General features: G+C 37.0%; 18 protein-coding genes and 1 riboswitch. Of the genes, 14 read left to right on the forward strand and 4 right to left on the reverse strand.

Features of this window, described 5'->3' with window-relative positions:
- The first annotated feature begins 104 nt into the window (after positions 1–104).
- A complete protein-coding gene (locus LGQ02_RS10590) occupies positions 105–1160 on the forward strand; it encodes a hypothetical protein (protein WP_226518112.1) in 1056 nt (351 codons plus the stop codon).
- A gap of 323 nt (positions 1161–1483) precedes the next feature.
- On the opposite strand, the gene pepF is transcribed toward LGQ02_RS10590, so the two are convergent.
- On the reverse strand, positions 1484–3289 hold the full coding sequence (pepF, locus tag LGQ02_RS10595) for an oligoendopeptidase F (protein WP_226518113.1): 1806 nt from the start codon (positions 3287–3289) through the stop codon (positions 1484–1486).
- 917 nt (positions 3290–4206) lie between these two features.
- Here pepF and LGQ02_RS10600 point away from each other — a divergent pair.
- A complete protein-coding gene (locus LGQ02_RS10600) occupies positions 4207–4890 on the forward strand; it encodes a 5'-methylthioadenosine/adenosylhomocysteine nucleosidase (protein ID WP_226518114.1) in 684 nt (227 codons plus the stop codon).
- Positions 4891–5077: 187 nt separating this feature from the next.
- On the opposite strand, the gene LGQ02_RS10605 is transcribed toward LGQ02_RS10600, so the two are convergent.
- A complete protein-coding gene (locus LGQ02_RS10605; RefSeq protein ID WP_226518115.1) occupies positions 5078–6610 on the reverse strand; it encodes a hypothetical protein in 1533 nt (510 codons plus the stop codon).
- A gap of 294 nt (positions 6611–6904) precedes the next feature.
- Here LGQ02_RS10605 and LGQ02_RS10610 point away from each other — a divergent pair, with 294 nt between their 5' ends.
- The 8 genes from LGQ02_RS10610 to LGQ02_RS10645 all read left to right on the forward strand — a co-directional run bounded on the left by LGQ02_RS10610 (position 6905) and on the right by LGQ02_RS10645 (position 14207).
- Entirely contained in the window at positions 6905–7699 is a 795-nt protein-coding gene (locus tag LGQ02_RS10610) for an ABC transporter ATP-binding protein (RefSeq protein WP_226518116.1), read from the forward strand.
- A complete protein-coding gene (locus LGQ02_RS10615; protein ID WP_226518286.1) occupies positions 7683–8444 on the forward strand; it encodes an ABC transporter permease in 762 nt (253 codons plus the stop codon). The genes LGQ02_RS10610 and LGQ02_RS10615 overlap by 17 nt, the downstream gene beginning before the upstream one ends.
- Before the next feature lie 18 nt (positions 8445–8462).
- Positions 8463–9494, forward strand: a complete 1032-nt coding sequence (locus tag LGQ02_RS10620) for an aliphatic sulfonate ABC transporter substrate-binding protein (RefSeq protein WP_226518117.1) — start codon at positions 8463–8465, stop codon at positions 9492–9494.
- 328 nt (positions 9495–9822) lie between these two features.
- Positions 9823–10404, forward strand: a complete 582-nt coding sequence (locus LGQ02_RS10625; protein ID WP_226518118.1) for a TetR/AcrR family transcriptional regulator — start codon at positions 9823–9825, stop codon at positions 10402–10404.
- Positions 10405–10506: 102 nt separating this feature from the next.
- A complete protein-coding gene (locus LGQ02_RS10630; protein WP_226518119.1) occupies positions 10507–11421 on the forward strand; it encodes a cation diffusion facilitator family transporter in 915 nt (304 codons plus the stop codon).
- 23 nt (positions 11422–11444) lie between these two features.
- Positions 11445–12329 (forward strand): gamma-glutamylcyclotransferase family protein, encoded by an 885-nt coding sequence (locus LGQ02_RS10635; RefSeq protein ID WP_226518120.1) that lies wholly within the window; start codon positions 11445–11447, stop codon positions 12327–12329.
- Between the two features lie 174 nt (positions 12330–12503).
- Positions 12504–13703 carry a GTP-binding protein gene (locus LGQ02_RS10640; protein ID WP_226518121.1) on the forward strand — a complete coding sequence of 400 codons (1200 nt, stop codon included), beginning with the start codon at positions 12504–12506 and terminating at the stop codon, positions 13701–13703.
- A gap of 201 nt (positions 13704–13904) precedes the next feature.
- The gene (locus LGQ02_RS10645) at positions 13905–14207 is read left to right on the forward strand and encodes a hypothetical protein (RefSeq protein WP_226518122.1); all 303 of its coding nucleotides are present in this window, start codon (positions 13905–13907) and stop codon (positions 14205–14207) included.
- A gap of 7 nt (positions 14208–14214) precedes the next feature.
- Here LGQ02_RS10645 and LGQ02_RS10650 read toward each other — a convergent pair whose 3' ends face one another.
- Entirely contained in the window at positions 14215–14739 is a 525-nt protein-coding gene (locus LGQ02_RS10650) for a GNAT family protein (RefSeq protein ID WP_404802393.1), read from the reverse strand.
- Between the two features lie 221 nt (positions 14740–14960).
- Positions 14961–15152: riboswitch (cobalamin riboswitch) on the forward strand.
- A gap of 135 nt (positions 15153–15287) precedes the next feature.
- Between LGQ02_RS10650 and LGQ02_RS10655 the strand changes: the two genes are divergently transcribed.
- The 4 genes from LGQ02_RS10655 to LGQ02_RS10670 all read left to right on the forward strand — a co-directional run bounded on the left by LGQ02_RS10655 (position 15288) and on the right by LGQ02_RS10670 (position 19655).
- Entirely contained in the window at positions 15288–17543 is a 2256-nt protein-coding gene (locus LGQ02_RS10655) for a ribonucleoside-diphosphate reductase subunit alpha (RefSeq protein ID WP_404802394.1), read from the forward strand.
- A gap of 19 nt (positions 17544–17562) precedes the next feature.
- A complete protein-coding gene (locus tag LGQ02_RS10660) occupies positions 17563–18600 on the forward strand; it encodes a ribonucleotide-diphosphate reductase subunit beta (protein ID WP_226518124.1) in 1038 nt (345 codons plus the stop codon).
- A gap of 124 nt (positions 18601–18724) precedes the next feature.
- The gene (locus LGQ02_RS10665; RefSeq protein ID WP_226518125.1) at positions 18725–19069 is read left to right on the forward strand and encodes a YflT domain-containing protein; all 345 of its coding nucleotides are present in this window, start codon (positions 18725–18727) and stop codon (positions 19067–19069) included.
- A gap of 166 nt (positions 19070–19235) precedes the next feature.
- Positions 19236–19655, forward strand: a complete 420-nt coding sequence (locus LGQ02_RS10670; RefSeq protein ID WP_226518126.1) for an organic hydroperoxide resistance protein — start codon at positions 19236–19238, stop codon at positions 19653–19655.
- Positions 19656–19920: 265 nt separating this feature from the next.
- Here the strand turns inward: LGQ02_RS10670 and LGQ02_RS10675 are convergent, their stop codons facing one another.
- A complete protein-coding gene (locus tag LGQ02_RS10675) occupies positions 19921–20544 on the reverse strand; it encodes a DUF3298 and DUF4163 domain-containing protein (protein WP_226518127.1) in 624 nt (207 codons plus the stop codon).
- Between the last annotated feature and the right edge of the window lie 143 nt (positions 20545–20687).

Raw genomic sequence — 20687 nt, forward strand, 5'->3', positions numbered from 1 at the left:
CCGCACAATTTTGTGAACAATGAAGGGTGGGGGAGTTTTGGACATTCAAATATTGGTTATATATGTAGGGGATAATTTTATAACAAGAGAGGCCATGTACAAACATGATTAACAGAATTGAAATGGTTAACATCATCAAGAAGCATCCTAGTCTGATAAGGTCTGGTTTAACATTTAAGTATTTACAAAAAGAGCAGTGTAACTCTCACTTTGATATGATTTGCTTTTCCAACCATTCGAGTGAAAATGTTTATATATTTTATGAACCAGAAGTAAACGACGGATCAATAGGGGCATTCATTAGCTTTATCGGTCGTTCTTTTCATTCGGATCAGTTAAGTAACATCATTGTTTGCGCGACTGATTTTCATTCAGACTATTTACGCGGACTTCAATTGTTTGGAGTTAAAACTTGTGAACTATCGTATGCCCAGGTGCTTCAATATCTTCACGTTCACGATTTAAGTCTTTATGATCGTTATGAACATTTACAACAAAGGTTGCAACAAGAAGATGTTAATAAAAGTAAAGCTAGTGTCGTTGAAAAACGTCAAGCCATTGAAAATGAAAGTGAAGCATTTTCACAATGGTTATTAAGTGCAGATTTAAACGCTTCATGGGGTCCATATTCGCTACTAGTTTCAACGAAAGCCAAACGCACAACACAACTAAGTGGCAAGGAACGAGAATTTCAGTTATACCATAATGACCAACTCGTTTATGAAGGGAAAATTGTAATTGGTAGAGAAGAGGAAGGACTGCACAGGTCATGTATGATGATCGTATACATTTGGAGTACAATAAATATGGCAGATAACCAATCATTAGAGGACTCGATCGCTCTAACCTTACCATTAAACACATTTATTCAACGATGTTCTGATCAACTTGTAACAAGAGAGTTATTAAATATCCTGTCACTTTCAGATCGAGAGAAAGAAAAAATAATGATTATTTTAGAACGTTGGGGCATTCCAGACTACTTCCCTTTAAAGGTTGAAGATTTAAGTCCAGAACAGTTACAAACGTTTATGAAAGTGATCGTAAGTATCGCTTTATTAAAACAAGCAGCACTAGGTAAATTCAATCGTAAACTGATTAAAAAGAAAAAGAAGTCACCAAAAAGGCAACTGGAATATGGATCTTATGAGGCAAAATAAGGTCCGAAGTATTGAATGGGAATTAGTTACAGAAAAGAAATGTCCTCATGAAGTGTTCATGGGGACATTAAAGGAGTGAAACTCTGTGAAAAAATTGAGTTTCATCGTGAAAATTTAATTTATCCGTGAAAATATCATGTTATCCGCGAGATTGCTATGTTATCCGCGAAAAATCATGTTTATCCGTGAAATTTTTATTTTATCCGTGAGAAATTTCATTTCTCCGTAACTTAAAATGATTCTAATTAAATATGGTGTTTCTCATTCATCACAATCAGAATGAAAACAGGTGCCGACAACGTATCGGCACCTGTTTATCTTTATTATTCATAACTAGCTTCAAGTTTATCGATTAATGAGCCTACGTAAGCGACTGCTTCACGGATCGTTTCTTTATTTTCCATGTCAACTCCAGCATGATTCAGTAAGTCTTGAGGACTCTTCGTTCCACCAGCCTTTAATACTTCTAACCAGCGATCAACGACAGGTTGACCTTCTTCAAAAATTTTCTTCGATACGACGGTAGATGCTGTAAGTCCAGCAGAATACGTATATGGATACAGACCCATGTAGTAGTGAGGCTGGCGCATCCAAGTTAGCCCAGCATCTTCATCTAATTCTACGGCGTCTTGCCAGAATCCAGATAACACATCTTGTTTAATTGAAGTAAGTGTGTTTGCTGTATGTGGCTTACCTTGCTCAGCGTGTTCATATACTCTACGCTGGAATTCACCTTCTAATAGGTGCGTGACGAAATTATGATAATACGTACCTAGCAGCTGTAAAATCACCCAACGTTCCATACGTGGATCGTTTGTTTCTTTTAGAAGGTGATTACTTAGTAACATTTCATTCATCGTTGATGGGGCTTCAACAAAGTATGTTGAAGGTCTCGTATCACCGATACGTTGATGTTTATTCGCTAAGTAGAAGTGTCCGGCATGGCCTAATTCATGCGCTAAAATAAATGCGCCACGCATAGTGCCTTTCCACGTCATGAGAATATATGGGTGCGAACCATACGGGCTTGCACAAAACGCTCCTGTCATTTTTCCGACGTTATCTGCTCGGTCGACCCAGCGCTCATTCAGTCCTTTTTTCATAATTTCCTGATATTCAGGTCCCATGACTTCTAATGATTGTAAAATTAAGTCTGATACTTTCTCATAAGATGTTTCAGGTTGGAAGTCAGGATCTAACGGTGCTTTTAAATCACAAAACTTCATCGTATCTAGACCTAATACACGTTTTTTCAATTTCGCCAAGCGTTGCATGTGAGGCGCAAGCTCATTATAAATAATGTCTAGCTGATTGTTGTACATTTCTTTCGTCACTTTTTGTGGGTGCAAGAGCATTTCTGTGACAGAATCGTAATTTCTTGCTTTAGCTAATGATACTTGTTTGTTTACTTCCGTTGCATATGTTGCTCCGTATGTGTTTTTATATTGGTTTAATGTTTTCACAAAAGAGTCATATGCATTTCGTCGTTCTTCTGTATTTGGTGATAGCTCGTACTGGTCTTCGAATAAAGCAAACGATAACGGTTGTTCTTCGCCATTTGCATCTTTAAATGAGGAGAATGTCATATCTGATGATTTACTCGTCGAATAAATTTTATAAGGTGCAGAATGAACTTCACCTAGAGATGCCAAAATTTCTTCTGTCTCAGGTGAAAGGGCGTACGGTTTCTTTTCTAAAATATTTTCAATTTGCAGTCGAAAGTTTTCCAGTTCCTCTTCATCTTTAAAAAATGCTTCGATTTCATCATCAGGCAATTGCAAAATTTCTGACTCTATAAATGAAGTTTCTGCCTGTATTTTCGTATTCAGTGCACTCATTTTTGCGAAGTTCGTTTGTGATGTTGGGTTTGTACCGTCTTCAGCTAGCTTTAAATTTGCATAGGAAGCAGCTAATATTAGTTTTTCATGGAGCTGTTCTTTTGTTTGTAAACAAGAAAGTAATGTAGAAGCATCTTCACCTAGTTTTCCTTTAAAAGCTGTCACTGTTGGTAAAAAACTTTCAATTGAACCAAGTTCATCGAGCCACGCTTGTTCCGTTGCAAATAAGTCTTCAATTTTCCACGTTTCTTCCGTATGTACTTCATGTCTTTTCGTTAATTCTTTCCCCATTTTTTCATCTCCTTTTTATTTCGTTGGACGAATTAATAGTATTGTACAATAAAATTAAAAAGAAAAATATGATTTTTCAGAAATTATATGTACCTGAATCAATTTCATCACTCAAAATAATATGCGAGTTTCCGAATGGTGAGTGTGAACTTCACTTCAGACGGACGGTTTCTCGAGGGCTTGTCTTCAGCTAACTTAGGCTCGACAGCTCTTCGCCTAAGTGGATGTTCAGCTCGTTGCTCCTGCGGTTACTCGTCGCAGATAAACAGTGCTCCTGCGATTACTCGTCGCAGACTACGTACCTCTTCCTCTTCAAGTGCTTCTTTGAAGATGATGCGTCGAGGCAGCTCGAAGAATATTCGGAGAAGCGAATGCTCGTTGCTCCTGCGGTTACTCGTCGCAGACTACGTGCCTCTTCCTCTTCAAGTGCTTCTTTGAAGATGATGCGTCGAGGCAGCTCGAAGTATATTCGGAGAAGCGAATGCTCGTTGCTCCTGCGGTTACTCGTCGCAGACTACGTGCCTCTTCCTCTTCAAACACTTCTTGGAAGATGATGCGTCGAGGCAGCTCGAAGAATATTCGGAGAAGCGAATGCTCGTTGCTCCTGCGATTACTCGTCGCAGCTCGGAGCAGTTCGAAGGAGTATTGCTCGTCGCTGATCCTTCGGGAGTCGCCGTCTTTTGTTACGTTCACTTACAAATAAAACGTACATTTAATGAAACATTTATAATACCATTCGTTTCATTGCACAAAAAACGGAATGATGAAATTGATTCACTTATATTGTAAAAATAAGTCACTGGGATCTAATTTTTTCTTGAGTTTTACCATGTTTTTTGAATTGCTGTTAATTTTGGAGGAAAACAAAGGCTTTGAAGCGAATTTTATAGCACTACACATAGATAGGAGAGCTACATATGGGAAAAATAGGGGTTATTGGTGCGATGCAAGTAGAGATTGATTTAATATTAGACAAGATGGATGTTCAAAAAGAGTATAGTTATGCGGGCTTTTCTTTTTACTCTGGAGTGCTTTATGGAAAAGAGATCGTCTTAGCGCGTTGTGGTGTGGGCAAAGTCAATGCTGCTTCTTGTACGCAAATTATGATAGACAGATTTGATTTGAACTATATGATAAATACTGGCATTGCCGGGAGTTTAAGAAAGGATATTCATGTTTGTGATATCGTCATTTCAACAGATGTAACACATCATGATGTTCGACAAGCTCAAATGAAAAATCTATTTCCATTTCAAGAAAGGTTTATTGCTAGTAAAGAACTCATCGAGCTAGCAATAAAAGCATGTGAATCCGTTCGTTTACATTCGAATTATCATTGTGGAAGGGTGATAAGTGGTGAATGTTTTGTAGAGGATCGTCATCAAAAAGAACTTTTAATAAATACTTTTAAGCCAGCGTGTGTAGAAATGGAAGGGGCTTCAATTGCACACGTATCTTTTATTAATAAGATACCTTTTCTTATTATTAGATGTATTTCAGATCATGCAGATGATGATGCAACGAATTCATATGAGAACTTTGAAAAAACTGCAGGAAAACAGTCATCATCAATCGTGATAGAAATGGTTAAACGTTTTTAATAAAGGCTGTCTTTGTAAACATGGTTGTTGTTTCACTTGTGTTCGCTAACGACGGACAGACTCAAAGGCTCTCAATTCATAAAAAAGCAATAATCTTTTAGAAAAGAACCTTAATAAAAGCAAAACACCTGAGATATGTACTCAGGTGTTTTTTACGTGTTATTTGAGAAAATGACTTATTAACTGTTTATAGGAATAGGATCGCACCGAATACTCCAACGACACCAAGGGCAGATAAAATATAAACGGTCTTAATTGGCATTTCACCATTGTTTTCCATCGCTTTACCAAACATAAAGAAGACAAGTGGATGAACTAAAAATGGCATAGAGAAGATAAATGGAATTAATGCTGCAGCATCACTACCAAACATTTCACCTTGAATCGCTGCGAACAACCCAAAGTGAGAAATTGCACTCGTTTGTGCCATTGCTGCATATTCCATGCTCATTGCACTAATGCTCAGTAATCCTAATCCACCGAAAACGGCACAAATTTGCCAACCGAATGAGAACTGCATTAATGCGTTCACTTCTTTTCGGTCATCGGAATTTGCTTTTCTTAAGTTACGTAGTGCGTATACCGTTAATAGTACACCGATTGTAATTAAGATTAATGATGGGATAAGCCATAAAGAACCTTGTTCAGCACTAATTGCTAGCACAGAGAATACAAAGATATGTCCGAAGAACGGAATGTTAATCATTATAGGTGCACGTTGCGCAGCTGTTTTTCCAAAGTCACCAGCAGTACAAGCCCCTGTTAAACCAGAGTGTGAAAGAGCTCCTGCCATACCTGGTGCTAAATTTCGAACATTTGCTGTTCTTGAAAAGAACATAATGAGGGCGATTCCTCCGAACATCCAGAACAGCTGGCCGAAAAAGCCGTACACTAACACGGCATTCATTCCATCAATTGTGAAGGCTTCACCAATTCGTGAACCACCAATCATAAAGTTTGCCGCTAAGACGACGGGAATACCGGCAAATAATAGTGAACGGATCGTTGGTCCAAATGACCATTGATAGAAAATAGCCCCTAACCCTGCTGCAATCATCATTGCAAAGAAAATTTGCGGAAGAGCAATTAACGGTTGCACGATACTTGCAACTTGGAATGATGCATATAAAACAAAGATAATAAACAAGATTTCAATAATCCCTTTACGAATATAGGAATGCTTGTTCTTAATCTGTGCTTTATTATCAATGAAGATGACGGCACCAATAATTCCTATGTACGCAATTAATGGATAATAGTTGCTAAAGATGGATCCATCGCCGCCTGGTAATAAAATACGGGCAACCCCTTCAATACCAAATAATAGAAAGAATGCGCGAATAATAAAGACAAGCTGTGTTCTTGAAGTACCGAGAATGGTTTCTTCATCTGATGGTACGACAACGTCATCTACTTCGAGTTTTTTGTTTCCTAAAATTTTTCGTAGTTCTTGTCCACCTACGAAGAAGGAGACCGTTAATGCAATAATCGTAGTAGCTGCGATAAGGTCTACGAATGGAAACTCAGGTAAACCTGGAGAAGCCACACCACTTACTTCTAAAACATAACCCATTGATAACCCAAAAATTACGATAATTAATATGGGTGAATAACGGGTTCCTGCAACGACAGTTCTTGAAATGAGAACCATCGGAATGAGGAATAACAAAATGATCCAAAACTGATTTAAAAATTGTAAATTAGCAAGTTGGTCAGTCATTTAAATGTTCAAACTCCTTATGCTGTATATTTGTTCACAAAGATATATATTAACTGAATTAAAAGAGAAGGTAAACGTATTTTTACATATATTTTTATATAGTTTGTGACAGTTAGCAAATTTTAAAAGTCTAATTTACAAAACTTGTTAAAAACATGATAAAAAACTTGCTACATCGTAAAAACATGAAAGATATATTGACACTCCTAAATAAACCATCATATACTATTTATATCAATTCCGATAAGAGTGATATGAATTATCGTGAATATAAGGGGATAGGGAGGGAATATCGTGGAAAACGTAAAAATTCAACAAGTAGAAAAAACGTTCCCTAATAAAGAGAAAAAACATACTTTTACAGTTTTTGAAGATATATCACTATCCGTTTCATCTGGAGAGTTTGTCTCACTATTAGGCCCTTCAGGATGTGGAAAATCTACATTGTTAAATATTGTTGCAGGATTAGATGACGCAACGAATGGTGAAGTAACTGTAGGAGGAAAAAAGGTAATAGGTCCTGGAGCAGATAGAGGTGTCGTTTTCCAAGAAGCAGCATTAATGCCATGGTTAAACGTATTGGAAAACGTGACGTTTGCATTACGTAAAAAAATGAAAAAGCAAGAAGCTATTGAGCATGCAAAAAAATATTTGAAACTCGTTCATTTAAGTAAGTTCATGCATTCATATCCTCACGAATTATCTGGTGGAATGAAACAAAGGGTTGCAATCGCACGAGCGTTAGCGATGGACCCAGAAGTATTATTAATGGATGAACCGTTCGGGGCGCTTGATGAACAAACAAGAACGATGCTACACAAAGAAGTACAGTTTATTTGGGAAGAAACGAAAAAAACAATTGTTTTTGTTACACATAACATTCGCGAGTCAATTATGCTATCAGACCGAATTGTTTTAATGGGGACTCGTCCCGGTGGCATTCGAAAAATCTTCCCTGTTGACCTACCAAGACCGCGTGTTCCTTCTTCACCAGAATTTATCGCTCTTGAAGAAGAAATCATGTCCATACTTGGCGGCGAAATCGAGAAAGTGATGAGGGAGGAAATCGGTGATGGCATCAATTCTTAGAAGGGTCATCTTCTTTATAGGACTAGTGGGGATATGGGAGGTCGTATATAGGTTTTATTCGCAAGAAACGACTTTATTTCCATCACCATTTGGTGCAGTAGAGCAATTATATATCGGGTTATTCGATACAGGAATTTTAGCAGTTGCGTTAACAGAAAGTTTACAGCGAATCGCAATTGGTTTTACATTAGCAGTCCTTATTGGTGGGTTTCTCGGAGTTTTATTAGGTGTTTCAAAAATTGCTGATGAAACGTTAGGCTCACTCGTTATTGCCTTACAATCTGTACCTAGTATCGTTTGGTTACCACTTGCACTCGTTATGTTCCAGGGTGGCCCAGCAGCGATTTATTTCGTTGTCATTTTAGGTGGTACGTGGGCAATGACGTTAAATATGAGAATGGGGATTAAGAATGTCCAGCCGATCTTAATACGCGCAGCCAGAACAATGGGTTACAAAAGAACCGAATTAATTTGGAAAGTGATGATTCCAGCATCCATACCGTCAGCATTAACTGGTGCACGACTTGCTTGGGCATTTGGTTGGCGTGCATTAATGGCCGCTGAACTTATTGGCCGCGGTGGACTAGGACGTACACTCATGGATGCACGAGACTTCTTTAATATGGATCTCGTCGTTGCGATTATGATTATCATTTCAGTGATTGGCTTAATCGTCGAATACTTTATTTTCAGCAAAATTGAAAAGCGCGTGTTATCACGCTGGGGATTAGCCAAATCAGCTTAAATACGAGGAGGAGAGCAGATGAAAAAACTTTTAGGTACTCTTATGCTAGCAGGAACAATGATAATTGCTGCAGCATGTGGTGAAGGAGATACGAATGGAGGCGGAGATACAGGCGCTGGCGCTTCACAAGGTGAAGTGAACGTCGGATATTTCCCTAACCTAGACCATGCTGCAGGAATTATTGGTAAAGAAAAAGGTTATTTTGCAGAAGAAATTGAAAATCACGATATTGATTTTTTAAACTTTCCAAATGGTAATGACTTTATCGATGCATTAGATACAGGTGTTATTGATATGGGTTATGTCGGTCCAGGGCCAGCGATTAACTATTTCTTATCAGGAGGAGATGTCGTCGTTCTTGGTGCTGCGGCAAACGGAGCAACATTAATCGTTGCCCGTGAAGATTCAGGGATTCATAGTTTAGAAGACTTTGATGGAAAGTCATTTTGCACACCAGGGAACGGATGTACTCATAACGTTCAACTTGAAATTATGTTAAAAGAGCTTGGTCTAGAATCAAACCGTCTTGGTGGTACTGTTGAACACCAATCTCGAATAAACCCTGCAAGTATGGTTGCGATGTTCGAGCAAGGACAAATTGATGCAGCACCTGCTCCAGAACCTTGGGGAACACTGCTTGTTGAAGAGCATAACGCACATGTCGTTACAGAGTGGAATGACGTATTCCTTGGCAAAGAGTTAGCAAGTGTTGTGTTCGTTACAACAGGAGAGTATTTAGAAGATAATCCTGATATTGTTGAGCAAGCACTAAGAGCACACCAACGTTCTGTTGAGTTTGCACAAAACAATGAAGCAGATACGTTAGAGACTGTAAATGACCTTATTTACGGTTTAACACAAACTCGACTTCCAGAACACGTATTAGAAAAAGCATGGCAACGTATGGCTGTTACAACAGAAACACACCCAGATGCACTACAAGCATGGGCAACCGCTTCTTATGAACTACAATTTATGGATAATGAGCCCGATCTAGACGGCTTTGTCGATACGTCTATTCTCGACAAGGTTATCGCTGAAACTGAATAAGAATGGTTGGAAGCTAGGGGGGAAGCCCCTAGCTTTTCTGTTTTTCAAAGATAAAAGGGAACGCGCATAAGAAATGTCTGAAGAAATTAAGGAAAGTGATGAACAAATCATGGAAGTGGTGAACAAATAAGAGACTCACAAGTAAACGAGTAAAACTAAGGTCAAAAACATAGAAAAGAAGAATAACGGCAAAAAGTTTATCAGGTAACATCCAAGTAAACAGTAAAAGTTGACATTTTAAATTTACTATGCCAAAATGACTGATAGTCAGTCACTCAATCAATTAATTATCTACTCAAATAAAGTAATCAGAAAAGGTGATCTTACCATGAAAAAGGAAGGTAAATATGACTTAATACTTGATGCAGCGATCGAAGTAATGACCGAACAAGGCTTTGAAAAAGCTGCGGTATCTCAAATTGTTAAAAGAGCTGGTGTTGCGCAAGGGACATTTTATCTCTATTTTTCGTCAAAAAGTGAAATCATCCCCGCCATTGCTGAACGAATTTTTAATGAGCAAATGGATGAAATACAACAACTGGACGAGTCAAGCTCTGACTTTTATGATACGTTAAAAATAGTCATTGACGTAACATTTGACATTACAGCAAAGTATAAAGAGGTTATTATTTTCTGTTATTCAGGCATTGCGTTTTATCATTCCTTTAAACGTTGGGAAGAAATTTATAAACCGTATTATGATTGGGTAGAAGAACGCTTTAAGCAATCGATTGAAAATCATGCAGTTTCGAGTACTATTCCGATCACTTCTCAAGTAAAAATGATGATAAATACCATTGAAAATACGGCGGAAACTTATTTTTTCTCGAACTCCGAACATGACGAACGTTCGATCAAACAATTAAAAGAGAATGTATATCAATTTTTAACGAGAACAATTACAAGGTAAGACTGAGAATGACAGACCTACATTTTAACTCGAGAAGAGTAAAATCTAGGTTTTTCTATTCTAATAAAAATGACTGATAGTCAGTCACTAAGGGGGATAAATATGAAAAAAAACCATACAAACGATGATAAATTCCTTCTTCTATCTGTAATAGGAGCGGTGATCTTTTCAATCATTGGCTTAATATGGGGAATAATCGCTAATTCACAAATGATCTTATTTGATGGGATTTATTCAGTCTTTAGTGTCATACTTTCTTTTATGACATTTTCAGCCGCGAAATATATACGGAAAAAAGACCAAAAGAAATTTCCGTATGGTAAGGTGATGATTGAGCCTTTTGTCATCTTAATTAAATATGTCATGATTGCGTTAATTGTTATGGTAGCAGGGGCTCTTGCGGTAATGGATATCGTAAATGGCGGTCGAATAGTTGCATTAAATTCCGCGATTATTTATTCAATATTCTCAACATTAAGTTGTTTTCTATTTGTTTTCTATATTAAAATAAAGAATAAAAAACAAATGAACGGTTTTGTAAAGGCAGAGATGAATCAATGGTTAATGGATGGATATTTAAGTCTAGGTGTGTTTATTGGTTTTTTGACAGCCGTATTTCTTACTGATACTCAGTATTCATTTATCGTGCCGTATATTGATCCATTTATGGTGCTTATCGCATCTATTCTGTTTCTAAAGGTGCCACTCTTTCATATCATTCAAAGTATCAGAGAAATGATCGGTATGGCGCCACCTACAGAGGTTTTACGAGAAGTACAGATGATTGTAAAAAATAGTGAAAGAAAATACAAAATCAAAGATTCTATCATTAAAGTAACGAAAGCTGGAAGTGGTATGTATATTGATATTGATTTTATCGTAAACGAGCAGTCAAAAGCATGCCATGTCAAAAGTCAAGATGTAATTCGAGAAGATCTGATGAATGATTTGAGAAGAATTCATAGAGACCCGATGTTAGTAGTTAGTTTTACAACAAATCGAAAGTGGGCGCTATAAGCTCGTAAAGGGGAGGATCAACAATGGGGGAGAGGCAATACGTTTTCGTTTATGGGACACTTCGAAAACATTGCAGGAATCATAATTGCTTGCAAGGTGCAAAGCTTGTTTCAGAACAAACAAGGGTCCAAGGGCAGTTAGTAGACACAGGGGCAGGATATCCTGCTTTACTATTAGATACAGACGGGATGGTATATGGTGAGCTTTACGAGATCGATCATTCGATTCTTCAGACGTTAGATGTTCTTGAAGGTTATGATGAATTGCGAGATGGAAATTTATATGAACGGTGTAAACAAACCGTTTTTACTGATATGGGAGAATACGAGGCCATTGTTTATTATATGAATGAAAAGAACCATCATTCGTTTACTGAGATTGAATGCGGCGACTGGAAACGTTATTTGTTTGAAAAAAATGAACCAGCATACTTTGAATATTTTGCTTTCGGTTCTTGTATGGATACGGAACGTTTTGAAACTGGTGGGGTGGCGCATTTATTTGAAGAGGTCACTGGTGTAGGGAAGCTTGATGGGTATGAACTTTCTTACAGTATTGAACGTCCGGATGGAAGTCGTGCTGATATAAATGAGGAGGAAGATTATGTAGAAGGCATTGTCTACCACCTTCCATTCGAAGCTTTGGAGTATTTGTATCGTAGAGAAGGAGTTTATGCAGGACTGTACCGACCTATCTTCGTCGATCTCCAAGTCGGTGAAAAGCAATTAAAAGATGTATTATCGTTTACGGTTGTAGATAAACAAGAAGATACGAGGCCGCCAGATCACTATGCACTAGAAATTTTAAGAGGAGCACAAGGCCGAGTTTCCGATGAATACTTTGAAAAAATGAAAAAACAAATGTCAGATCTCGGTGTAGACGTTGATCAATTATTAAAGCAAATATAAGTTGTATGTAAGGGAGCTGTTCAAGAGCGAACAGCTCTTTTATCGTCTCAAAACGAAATTATTACGATTAAATATGTTTTACTCTCTTTACAAAAAAGAAGCGGTTATGTATGATTAAAGCTGTAAATAGTAATTATTACGATTTGCACCGGATAAATAGGAGGCTTACATAACATGAATAAAAAGATCCCAGTTACTGTGCTAAGTGGATACTTAGGGGCAGGAAAAACAACATTACTTAATCATATCCTTCAAAACCGTGAAGGACTAAAAGTAGCTGTTATTGTAAACGACATGAGTGAAATAAACATTGATGCTGATTTAATCGATCAAGGTGGATTTAAACGAACAGAAGAAAAGCTCGTTGAAATGTCAAATGGCTGTATATGCTGTACATTGCGAGAAGATTTACTCGTTGAAGTAGAACGTTTAGCAAAAAAAGGAGACATTGATTATATCGTTATTGAATCGACAGGTATATCAGAACCAGTTCCTGTTGCTCAGACATTCTCCTATATTGATGAAGAGTTAGGGATTGATTTAACTGAATTTTGCCGACTTGACACGATGGTTACAGTCGTTGATGGTAATCGCTTTTGGCACGATTTTTCTTCTGGAGAAACATTATTAGACAGAAAGCAAGCTGCTGGTGATGATGACATTCGAGAAATCTCTGATTTATTAATTGATCAAGTGGAGTTTTGTGATGTTTTGATTTTAAATAAATGCGACATGCTTGAAGAAAAAGAGATCGAAAAGCTGGAGCGTGTATTAAGAAAGTTACAACCAGATGCTAAGCTAATCAAAACATCGGGTGGTGAAGTCAACCCATCAGACATTTTAAATACGAATTTGTTTGATTTTGAAAAAGCGAGTATGTCTGCTGGTTGGTTAAAAGAACTTGAGGCAGAAGAACATACACCGGAAACGGAAGAGTACGGCATCACCTCATTTGTTTATCGTAGGGAGCGACCTTTTCATTCCGAGCGATTTCGAGAATGGGGAGATGACTTTCCAGAAGAGGTAATCCGAGCAAAAGGGATCGTATGGTGTGCAACACGTAATGATTTAGCTCTATTATTATCACAAGCTGGACCATCAATTTCTCTAGAACCCGTTTCTTATTGGGTTGGCTCAATGTCCGCTGAAAAACAGGAAGAGTTTTTAAATGAAAATCCGGATATGGTTAAAGAATGGGATGAAACCCATGGCGATCGTAAAACAGAGCTAGTATTTATAGGTGAAGGTTTAAATAAGGAAAAGATTATCGAACAGCTAGACAAATGTCTATTAACAGACGATGAATATGAATCTGATTGGGGCTTAATGAAGGATCCATTCCCTTGGGAAGTTGAAAAAGTACCAGCGGAATAATAAAGAAAACTAGCCGATTGGCGAACCTGTAAGGAAAAGACACCCCCTTTAAAACAATATAAATTTAACTACACTAAGGAATAGAGATAAAAGTTCATACATTTTGTAAATGAAAAAAGAGTGTCAAAATTTATTGGCACTCTTTTTAGGTTTAACGATTAAATTGTACGTTCATACTGTTGAAGAAAGGTGGGCGTGCAAATGTTTATATTCAATCTTATGTTTATCATTACATCGGTCCAAATTTTACTTACATTATACGTAAAGCGATCACTAGGTAAACATTTTTCTACGAATTGGATACCGGGGATCTTTTTTTTCATCGGAATTGGGTACATAATCATTAGCCTTTTTACAGAACGTTGGTTCAGTTTAGTGACGCTTATTAGCGGAGCTGTATTTTCAGTTTCAGCAATCGTTGTGTTTGCCAGTAAAATCATTTATGAAGTTGTCTTTAATAAAAATAAAAACAATGAAAAAGCAAATCAAGACTATGGCACATAAAAGTGGTTTAAGCAGATGGTTGCCAATAAATCATGCCGTGTTGCTTTTCTTGCTCGATTGAAACGTGAAAATGATGTTTTTCATAAAAGTGAATTAACCGATCAATGTGACCCCAATCCCTTTTCACAATATCGCCCTTAATACAGGAAATATTTTGCTCAAGGGCATGTTCTTTTAAAAAATTCATGCAAATAGAGCCAAAGCCGCGATTTTCATCACCACGAATGTCGTCTATATGAATTTGATGGTGCTCATCGTATTGTGCATGGATGGAAAAGTCCCATGAACCATCAAACGGTGTTTCACAATCGTGAAGCATAATTTTACATACGTTTCCGTCATCTGATGCATATACGATGACCCATTTTTCTTCTTTCGTTTGATCTATACCAAGAATGTTCCAATTCTTTGCGATTTTCTTCATGTTTTCTTGCATTCGAAAAACCTGAAATTCAAGATCTTCAAATTCTGCAATCAATGTTTCTTTCTTCTTATCTTCTTTTCTTTCAAATGCGGAAGGTGCTAAAAACAATGGAATTCTCCTTTCAGCATTTTGTTTCTTTACGTTAAAAACACTCACAAGTATCGTATTTTACTAGAAAAGAAACTGTGATGCAAACGGGTAAAATGTATAATAAAAAAATCGATAGAATACCTGTTGTAAATACATAACAGAACATGTATGATGTGGTGTATACAATATATAGCGCCTACATAATTGAAATAGCTATATATTGTTTGCATGATGAAATTGAATAATCAGGAAGTTCAGGTGCCTTAAACGGCTTAAAAGGGAATCCGGTGAAAGTCCGGAACTGTCCCCGCAACTGTAAATGTGGACGAAATGAGATACCCACTGTATAAAAATGTGTTAGCAATTTATACGGGAAGGCTCAAAGTAGGAAGAAGCATAAGTCAGGAGACCTACCTGTCTTCCGAAGTTTCTAATCTTCGGGGGGTGAGATCAAGAGACGGTAAAATATAGATTTACGCTACGTTTATGTTTAAGGTAGCGGTATTTACCGTTTACACAACTCTTCCAAAGATGGAGGAGTTTTTTTATTTTTCTAGGATTGTTTTATGTTATTTGTTTTTAGCTTTACATTTAAGGGAGGGTGTTTTTCAGTGACTCAAACAACAACTGTTATATCAGAGCTTACAAAGAATTTGACTAACCAGTATCCAAACTTATCATGGGGGAATTTTCACGAGTATCTTCGATTAAAAAAGATAGACTTAACAATGATGCAAGAGGCAACAGACCAGGTAATACTTGCGGCCATAGATATGCAATGTGCGGATGAAGCGGACTGGACGTATATCGGAGCAAGGTATTTCCTAAATCAGTTATATAACGAAGTGTCAAACAACCGAGGAATCAATGCATATGAAGACTTTCCAACTTTATTAAGAGCTTTAACTGAAGATCATTTGTATGACGAAAAACTATTGAACGCATACAGTGACGAGGAAGTTCGCTCAATCGGAACGTTTATTAAGAAAGAACGCGATAGCTTATTTACATATATTGGCGTTAAAACGTTAACTGATCGTTATTTGTGTAAAAGTATTGAAGGAAAGATTGTTGAACTTCCGCAAGAACGATTTTTAATCATTGCGATGACATTAATGATGAATGAAGATAAACAACATCGTTTGCAACTAGTCAAAGAAGCTTATTGGGCTCTTTCAAATTTATATATGACGGTTGCGACACCGACTTTGGCGAACGCAGGAAAAACACACGGACAACTATCTAGCTGTTTTATAGATACCGTAGATGACAGTTTAAGAGGGATCTTTGATAGTAATACGGATGCAGCTACTGTAAGTAAAAATGGTGGAGGATTAGGCGTATATTTAGGAAAAATAAGAGCGAAAGGCAGTACAATTAAAGGCTTTAAAGGTAATTCTTCCGGTGTAATTCCGTGGATGAAGCAACTTAACAATACTGCAGTAAGTGTTGATCAATTAGGGCAACGACAAGGAGCGATTGCAGTTTATCTTGATGTTTGGCATAAAGATATCTTTTCGTTTTTGGATGCAAAGTTAAATAACGGTGACGAACGTCAAAGAACGCATGATTTATTTACTGGTGTCTGTCTTCCTGATCTTTTTATGGAAAAAGTAAAAAACAGAGAAGATTGGTTCTTATTTGATCCTCACGAGGTTAGAGAAGTCATGGGGTTTTCTTTAGAGGATTTTTACGATGAAGAACAGGGATATGGTAGTTTCAGAGAAAAGTATGAGGCTTGCGTTAACTGTCAGCACTTAACAAAGGAAAGTGTTCCAGCAATTGAAATCATGAAGCGAATGATGATTTCACAACTAGAAACAGGAACGCCATACATGTTTTATCGCGATACTGTGAATCGAGAAAATCCTAACAAACACGAAGGGATGATTTATGCTTCAAATTTATGTACGGAAATTATGCAAAACATGAGTCCGACTACGGTGATTGAAGAAACGTTTACTGGAGGAGAAATTACAACACGTAAAAAAGCTGGAGATTATGTCGTTTGTAATTTGAGTTCAATTTCTCTAGCAAGGGCCGTGACGGATGATGTACTAGAGAGGCTTATAACAATTCAAGTAAGAATGTTAGATAATGTCATTGATGTGAATGAAATAGAGGTTCATCAAGCCGAAGCAACAAACAAAAAATATCGAGGAATTGGTTTAGGGACATTTGGTTGGCACCATTTATTAGCATTGAAACAAATAAAGTGGGAGTCAAATGAAGCGATTAGCTATGCAGACAAGCTTTATGAAGATATTGCATATTACACGGTTAAAGCGAGTGCCAAATTAGCAAAAGAAAAAGGAGCGTACTCTGTATTTGAAGGATCTGATTGGCATAAAGGAACGTATTTTCAAGGTGAACGGTATGACACATCAAGGTGGCAGGAGTTAAAAGAATACGTTAAACAGGCAGGTCTTAGAAACGGGTATTTAATGGCGGTTGCTCCCAATGCGAGCACATCGATTATTGCAGGGTCAACAGCATCGATCGATCCGATTTTTAATAAAGAGTATGCCGAAGAAAAGAAGAATTATAAGATCCCTGTAACTGCACCAGATTTGTCTTCTGAAACAACTTGGTATTATAAGCCTGCACACTTGATCGATCAATTATGGAGTATAAAACAAAATGCAGCTAGACAAAAGCATATCGACCAGGCTGTATCGTTTAACCTCTACGTTGAACATACAATCAAAGCAAAAGATTTATTGAACTTACACTTAACAGCATGGCAAGAAGGTCTAAAAACGACTTACTATGTTCGCTCTACTTCTAGTGATCTCGAAGATTGCGAAAGTTGCTCTAGCTAAAAAAAAAGGGAGGATGGAAATGGAGACATTAACTGAAAGAAAATTATATGATATCAATGCCCCGAACGCATCAACAAAAATTATTAACGGCAGAAGTTCGAATGTCCTTAATTGGGATGATGTCCGCTTTTCTTGGGCATATCCGTTATATAAAAATATGTTGGCTAATTTCTGGACACCATTTGAAATTAATATGTCAGCTGATGCGAAGCAGTTTGCGACATTAACAACAGACGAACAAGATTCGTTTAAGAAAATTATTGGACTACTCGCTTTTTTAGATAGCATTCAAACGGATTATTCGATGCATGCTGCCAGGTACTTAACGGATTCAAGCCTCTCTGCACTAATGACGACATTGTCGTTTCAAGAGGTCGTCCATAACCAAAGTTACTCCTATGTATTATCTAGCTTAGTGAAAAAAAGCGAGCAAGATGAAATTTTTGAGTATTGGAAACACGATGACGTGTTAAGAGAAAGAAATGAGTTTATCGTAGAGGGCTATGAAGCATTTATCCAAAATCCAACACCAAAAACATTTTTAGAATCGATCGTATACGATGTGATCTTAGAAGGGCTAAATTTTTACTCTGGCTTTAGTTTTTTCTACCAATTAGCAAGACAACAGAAAATGGTTTCTACGTCGACTATGATTAATTATATTAATCGTGACGAACAACTACACGTTTATTTATTTGCAAATATTTTCAAAGAACTAAGACGGGAATATCCTGAATTACAAGGTGATGACGTCGACCGTTTTGTGCAAGAAACATTTAAGAAAGCTGCTCAACTTGAAATGAAGTGGGCAAATTATATCATTGGGGAAAGGTTTCCTGAAATACCGATAAATGAACTAGAGAATTATATTAAATTCATGGCAAATAAACGAGTAAATGAACTAGGGGTGGAAAGACCTTTTGATGGGTATCGATCAAATCCGTTAAAGTGGATAAAAGTGTATGAAGATATGAACAGCGGAAAGACCGATTTTTTTGAACAAAAGTCAAGACAATATACGAAAGTATCAGAGGATAATGGCTTTGATGATTTGTAAAGATAACATCGATGGCATGAACTAGGATGATCGTCACAATTTGTAGATTTATCGTTTAATATCCTTTTCATCAAGGTATATGACAAATACATCACCTTAAAAATTTGTGAAGGAGGATTGCAACATGCAACCATTTTACAAAGAATTTTATAATGATGAAGAGGTAGTTCAAACCGTTGATACACTAAAAACAAAAGGTGTAGAAGAAAATAACATTCATGTGGTGTCACATGATGATGAGCGCACCAATCGTGTCGCGCAAAATGCCAATGCAAATACGATTGGAATGGACGAGCAAAGCTTTGGAACAGCGACGAAAAATGTTTTCCGTAAAAAAGGTGATGAATTAAGAGCGAAGTTTGATGAAATTGGCTTTACAGAAGATAAGGCACAAGAACTTGAAGAGAAGTTGGACGAAGGAAAAGTGATTGTCGTTGTAAAAGATGCACCACATGGGTTAGCGATTTAATGAATGAAGGTCATGGAGGAAGCAGATCAATTCTGCTTCCTTTTTACATTTGGGACACGTAATTCTTCACATTGAGTGAAAAATATCGTTTTTGATTTTCGTTACATGAATAACGTTAAGTCAATAAATACTATAACTATGAACAATCATCGAGGAGTGAGAAGCAATGAATAATAAAGTATTTTCAACAAAGGTAATCGCCAAAGGTGGTCGTGAAGGTTCGGTCAAGTCTGATAATGGAGTGATTGATTTAGAACTAGCTATGCCAAAGGGAGATGACATTCCTGAAGATAAGACGAATCCCGAGCAATTGTTTGCAGGAGGATACGCGGCTTGTTTTGATGGTGCCTTGAACTTAAAGGCATCTGAAGCCAAAAAGGAGATTGAATCTTCGGTTGAAGCAGAAGTTGGCCTTTTAAACGATAATGATGACTGCGGGTTTAAACTTGGCGTTATTTTAAATGTGCACATAAGCGGTGTGAGTCAAGATGTAGCCGAACACCTTGTGAAAGAAGCTCACGAATTTTGTCCTTATTCAAAAGCGACAAGAGGCAATATCGATGTTGAGTTAAATGTGCATACGTAAAGACGGTATTTTCGGAAAAAATAATTGAGGTTAGAGAAATTTATGTCGTGCCTAGAGGTGCAAAGGAGACACCGTGAATACAAGCGAAATGAAGGTTGAATGGATGTCGCACTTGTACCTCGGCGTGCAAACATCCACCTGCAGTGACACAAATCAACAACTAATAAAAAGTAACCTAGTAAGGTCACAAATCTTAAATGTATATACTTATAAAAACTTAAACGATATCGTGAACAGCAGAACCAATTCTATTACCTTTATGAAATTACACGAGAGGAATCGTCAATCTAGAGATGATGCCGTCTTCTGGAGCTAACGTTTCTAATTGATATAAAGAGATTGGGAACATCGGAAATCCTACGTAATATGGTGTATATTCGTATAAAGAAAAGAAAATAACAATCGATTTATCTGCTAAGTAAAACGTTTGATCTGGATTAATACGATCAAACTCCTCAATTAATGGTATATCTCTTTCTTTAATTTGTCTTTTTATCAGTTTAGATATGACTTCCGTATAATTAGTATCATCTTTAAATAACGCAGATAGTTTCACGTTTTCACCCGTTTTTAAATTAAATGTTAAGGGTGTTGCAAATGTCATACCGTGTGCCATTGGGCGTGAGTACGCATAATTGCTAAGAATTAAACTTAAAATACCTCGTTCATTTGTTTTAATTTCATAGCGACCAATCATCTCTAGTTGTGTCCCTATTTGATAAGGTTGTTGAGTATGGTATAAATTGACGACTTCTTGATAAATCTTACGGTTTATTTTTTCTTGGATCATTGGGTAATGTGAATACTTTTTTTGCGGATATAAAATATCAATTCCTTGAGATGAATATTTTCTCGTTTCAATTTGCACAGGTAATTGAAAGGTTGTCATCTAATACAGCTCCTTTTTCGTTTAAAGTAGTTTATTCACCTAATTCTTGGACGGTGAATCAATACTAGTGACTTTTTGCTTATAACTGACAAATCATGTTTTATGATCAAGGGTGCGAGGAATTAAGGTTAAAAACAACTTCA

The sequence above is a fragment of the Bacillus shivajii genome (genome assembly GCF_020519665.1).
Taxonomy (GTDB): domain Bacteria; phylum Bacillota; class Bacilli; order Bacillales; family Salisediminibacteriaceae; genus Bacillus_CA; species Bacillus_CA shivajii.

What these genes read in the sequence shown, in the direction of transcription:
- LGQ02_RS10620 (WP_226518117.1), top strand. Translation starts at nt 8,463, where the DNA reads ATGAAAAAACTTTTAGGTACTCTTATGCTAGCAGGAACAATGATAATT.
- LGQ02_RS10655 (WP_404802394.1), top strand. Translation starts at nt 15,288, where the DNA reads ATGTTATTTGTTTTTAGCTTTACATTTAAGGGAGGGTGTTTTTCAGTG.
- LGQ02_RS10630 (WP_226518119.1), top strand. Translation starts at nt 10,507, where the DNA reads ATGAAAAAAAACCATACAAACGATGATAAATTCCTTCTTCTATCTGTA.
- LGQ02_RS10665 (WP_226518125.1), top strand. Translation starts at nt 18,725, where the DNA reads ATGCAACCATTTTACAAAGAATTTTATAATGATGAAGAGGTAGTTCAA.
- pepF (WP_226518113.1), bottom strand. Translation starts at nt 3,289, where the DNA reads ATGGGGAAAGAATTAACGAAAAGACATGAAGTACATACGGAAGAAACG.
- LGQ02_RS10675 (WP_226518127.1), bottom strand. Translation starts at nt 20,544, where the DNA reads ATGACAACCTTTCAATTACCTGTGCAAATTGAAACGAGAAAATATTCA.
- LGQ02_RS10590 (WP_226518112.1), top strand. Translation starts at nt 105, where the DNA reads ATGATTAACAGAATTGAAATGGTTAACATCATCAAGAAGCATCCTAGT.
- LGQ02_RS10640 (WP_226518121.1), top strand. Translation starts at nt 12,504, where the DNA reads ATGAATAAAAAGATCCCAGTTACTGTGCTAAGTGGATACTTAGGGGCA.
- LGQ02_RS10660 (WP_226518124.1), top strand. Translation starts at nt 17,563, where the DNA reads ATGGAGACATTAACTGAAAGAAAATTATATGATATCAATGCCCCGAAC.
- LGQ02_RS10605 (WP_226518115.1), bottom strand. Translation starts at nt 6,610, where the DNA reads ATGACTGACCAACTTGCTAATTTACAATTTTTAAATCAGTTTTGGATC.
- LGQ02_RS10615 (WP_226518286.1), top strand. Translation starts at nt 7,683, where the DNA reads ATGGCATCAATTCTTAGAAGGGTCATCTTCTTTATAGGACTAGTGGGG.
- LGQ02_RS10635 (WP_226518120.1), top strand. Translation starts at nt 11,445, where the DNA reads ATGGGGGAGAGGCAATACGTTTTCGTTTATGGGACACTTCGAAAACAT.
- LGQ02_RS10625 (WP_226518118.1), top strand. Translation starts at nt 9,823, where the DNA reads ATGAAAAAGGAAGGTAAATATGACTTAATACTTGATGCAGCGATCGAA.
- LGQ02_RS10670 (WP_226518126.1), top strand. Translation starts at nt 19,236, where the DNA reads ATGAATAATAAAGTATTTTCAACAAAGGTAATCGCCAAAGGTGGTCGT.
- LGQ02_RS10600 (WP_226518114.1), top strand. Translation starts at nt 4,207, where the DNA reads ATGGGAAAAATAGGGGTTATTGGTGCGATGCAAGTAGAGATTGATTTA.
- LGQ02_RS10645 (WP_226518122.1), top strand. Translation starts at nt 13,905, where the DNA reads ATGTTTATATTCAATCTTATGTTTATCATTACATCGGTCCAAATTTTA.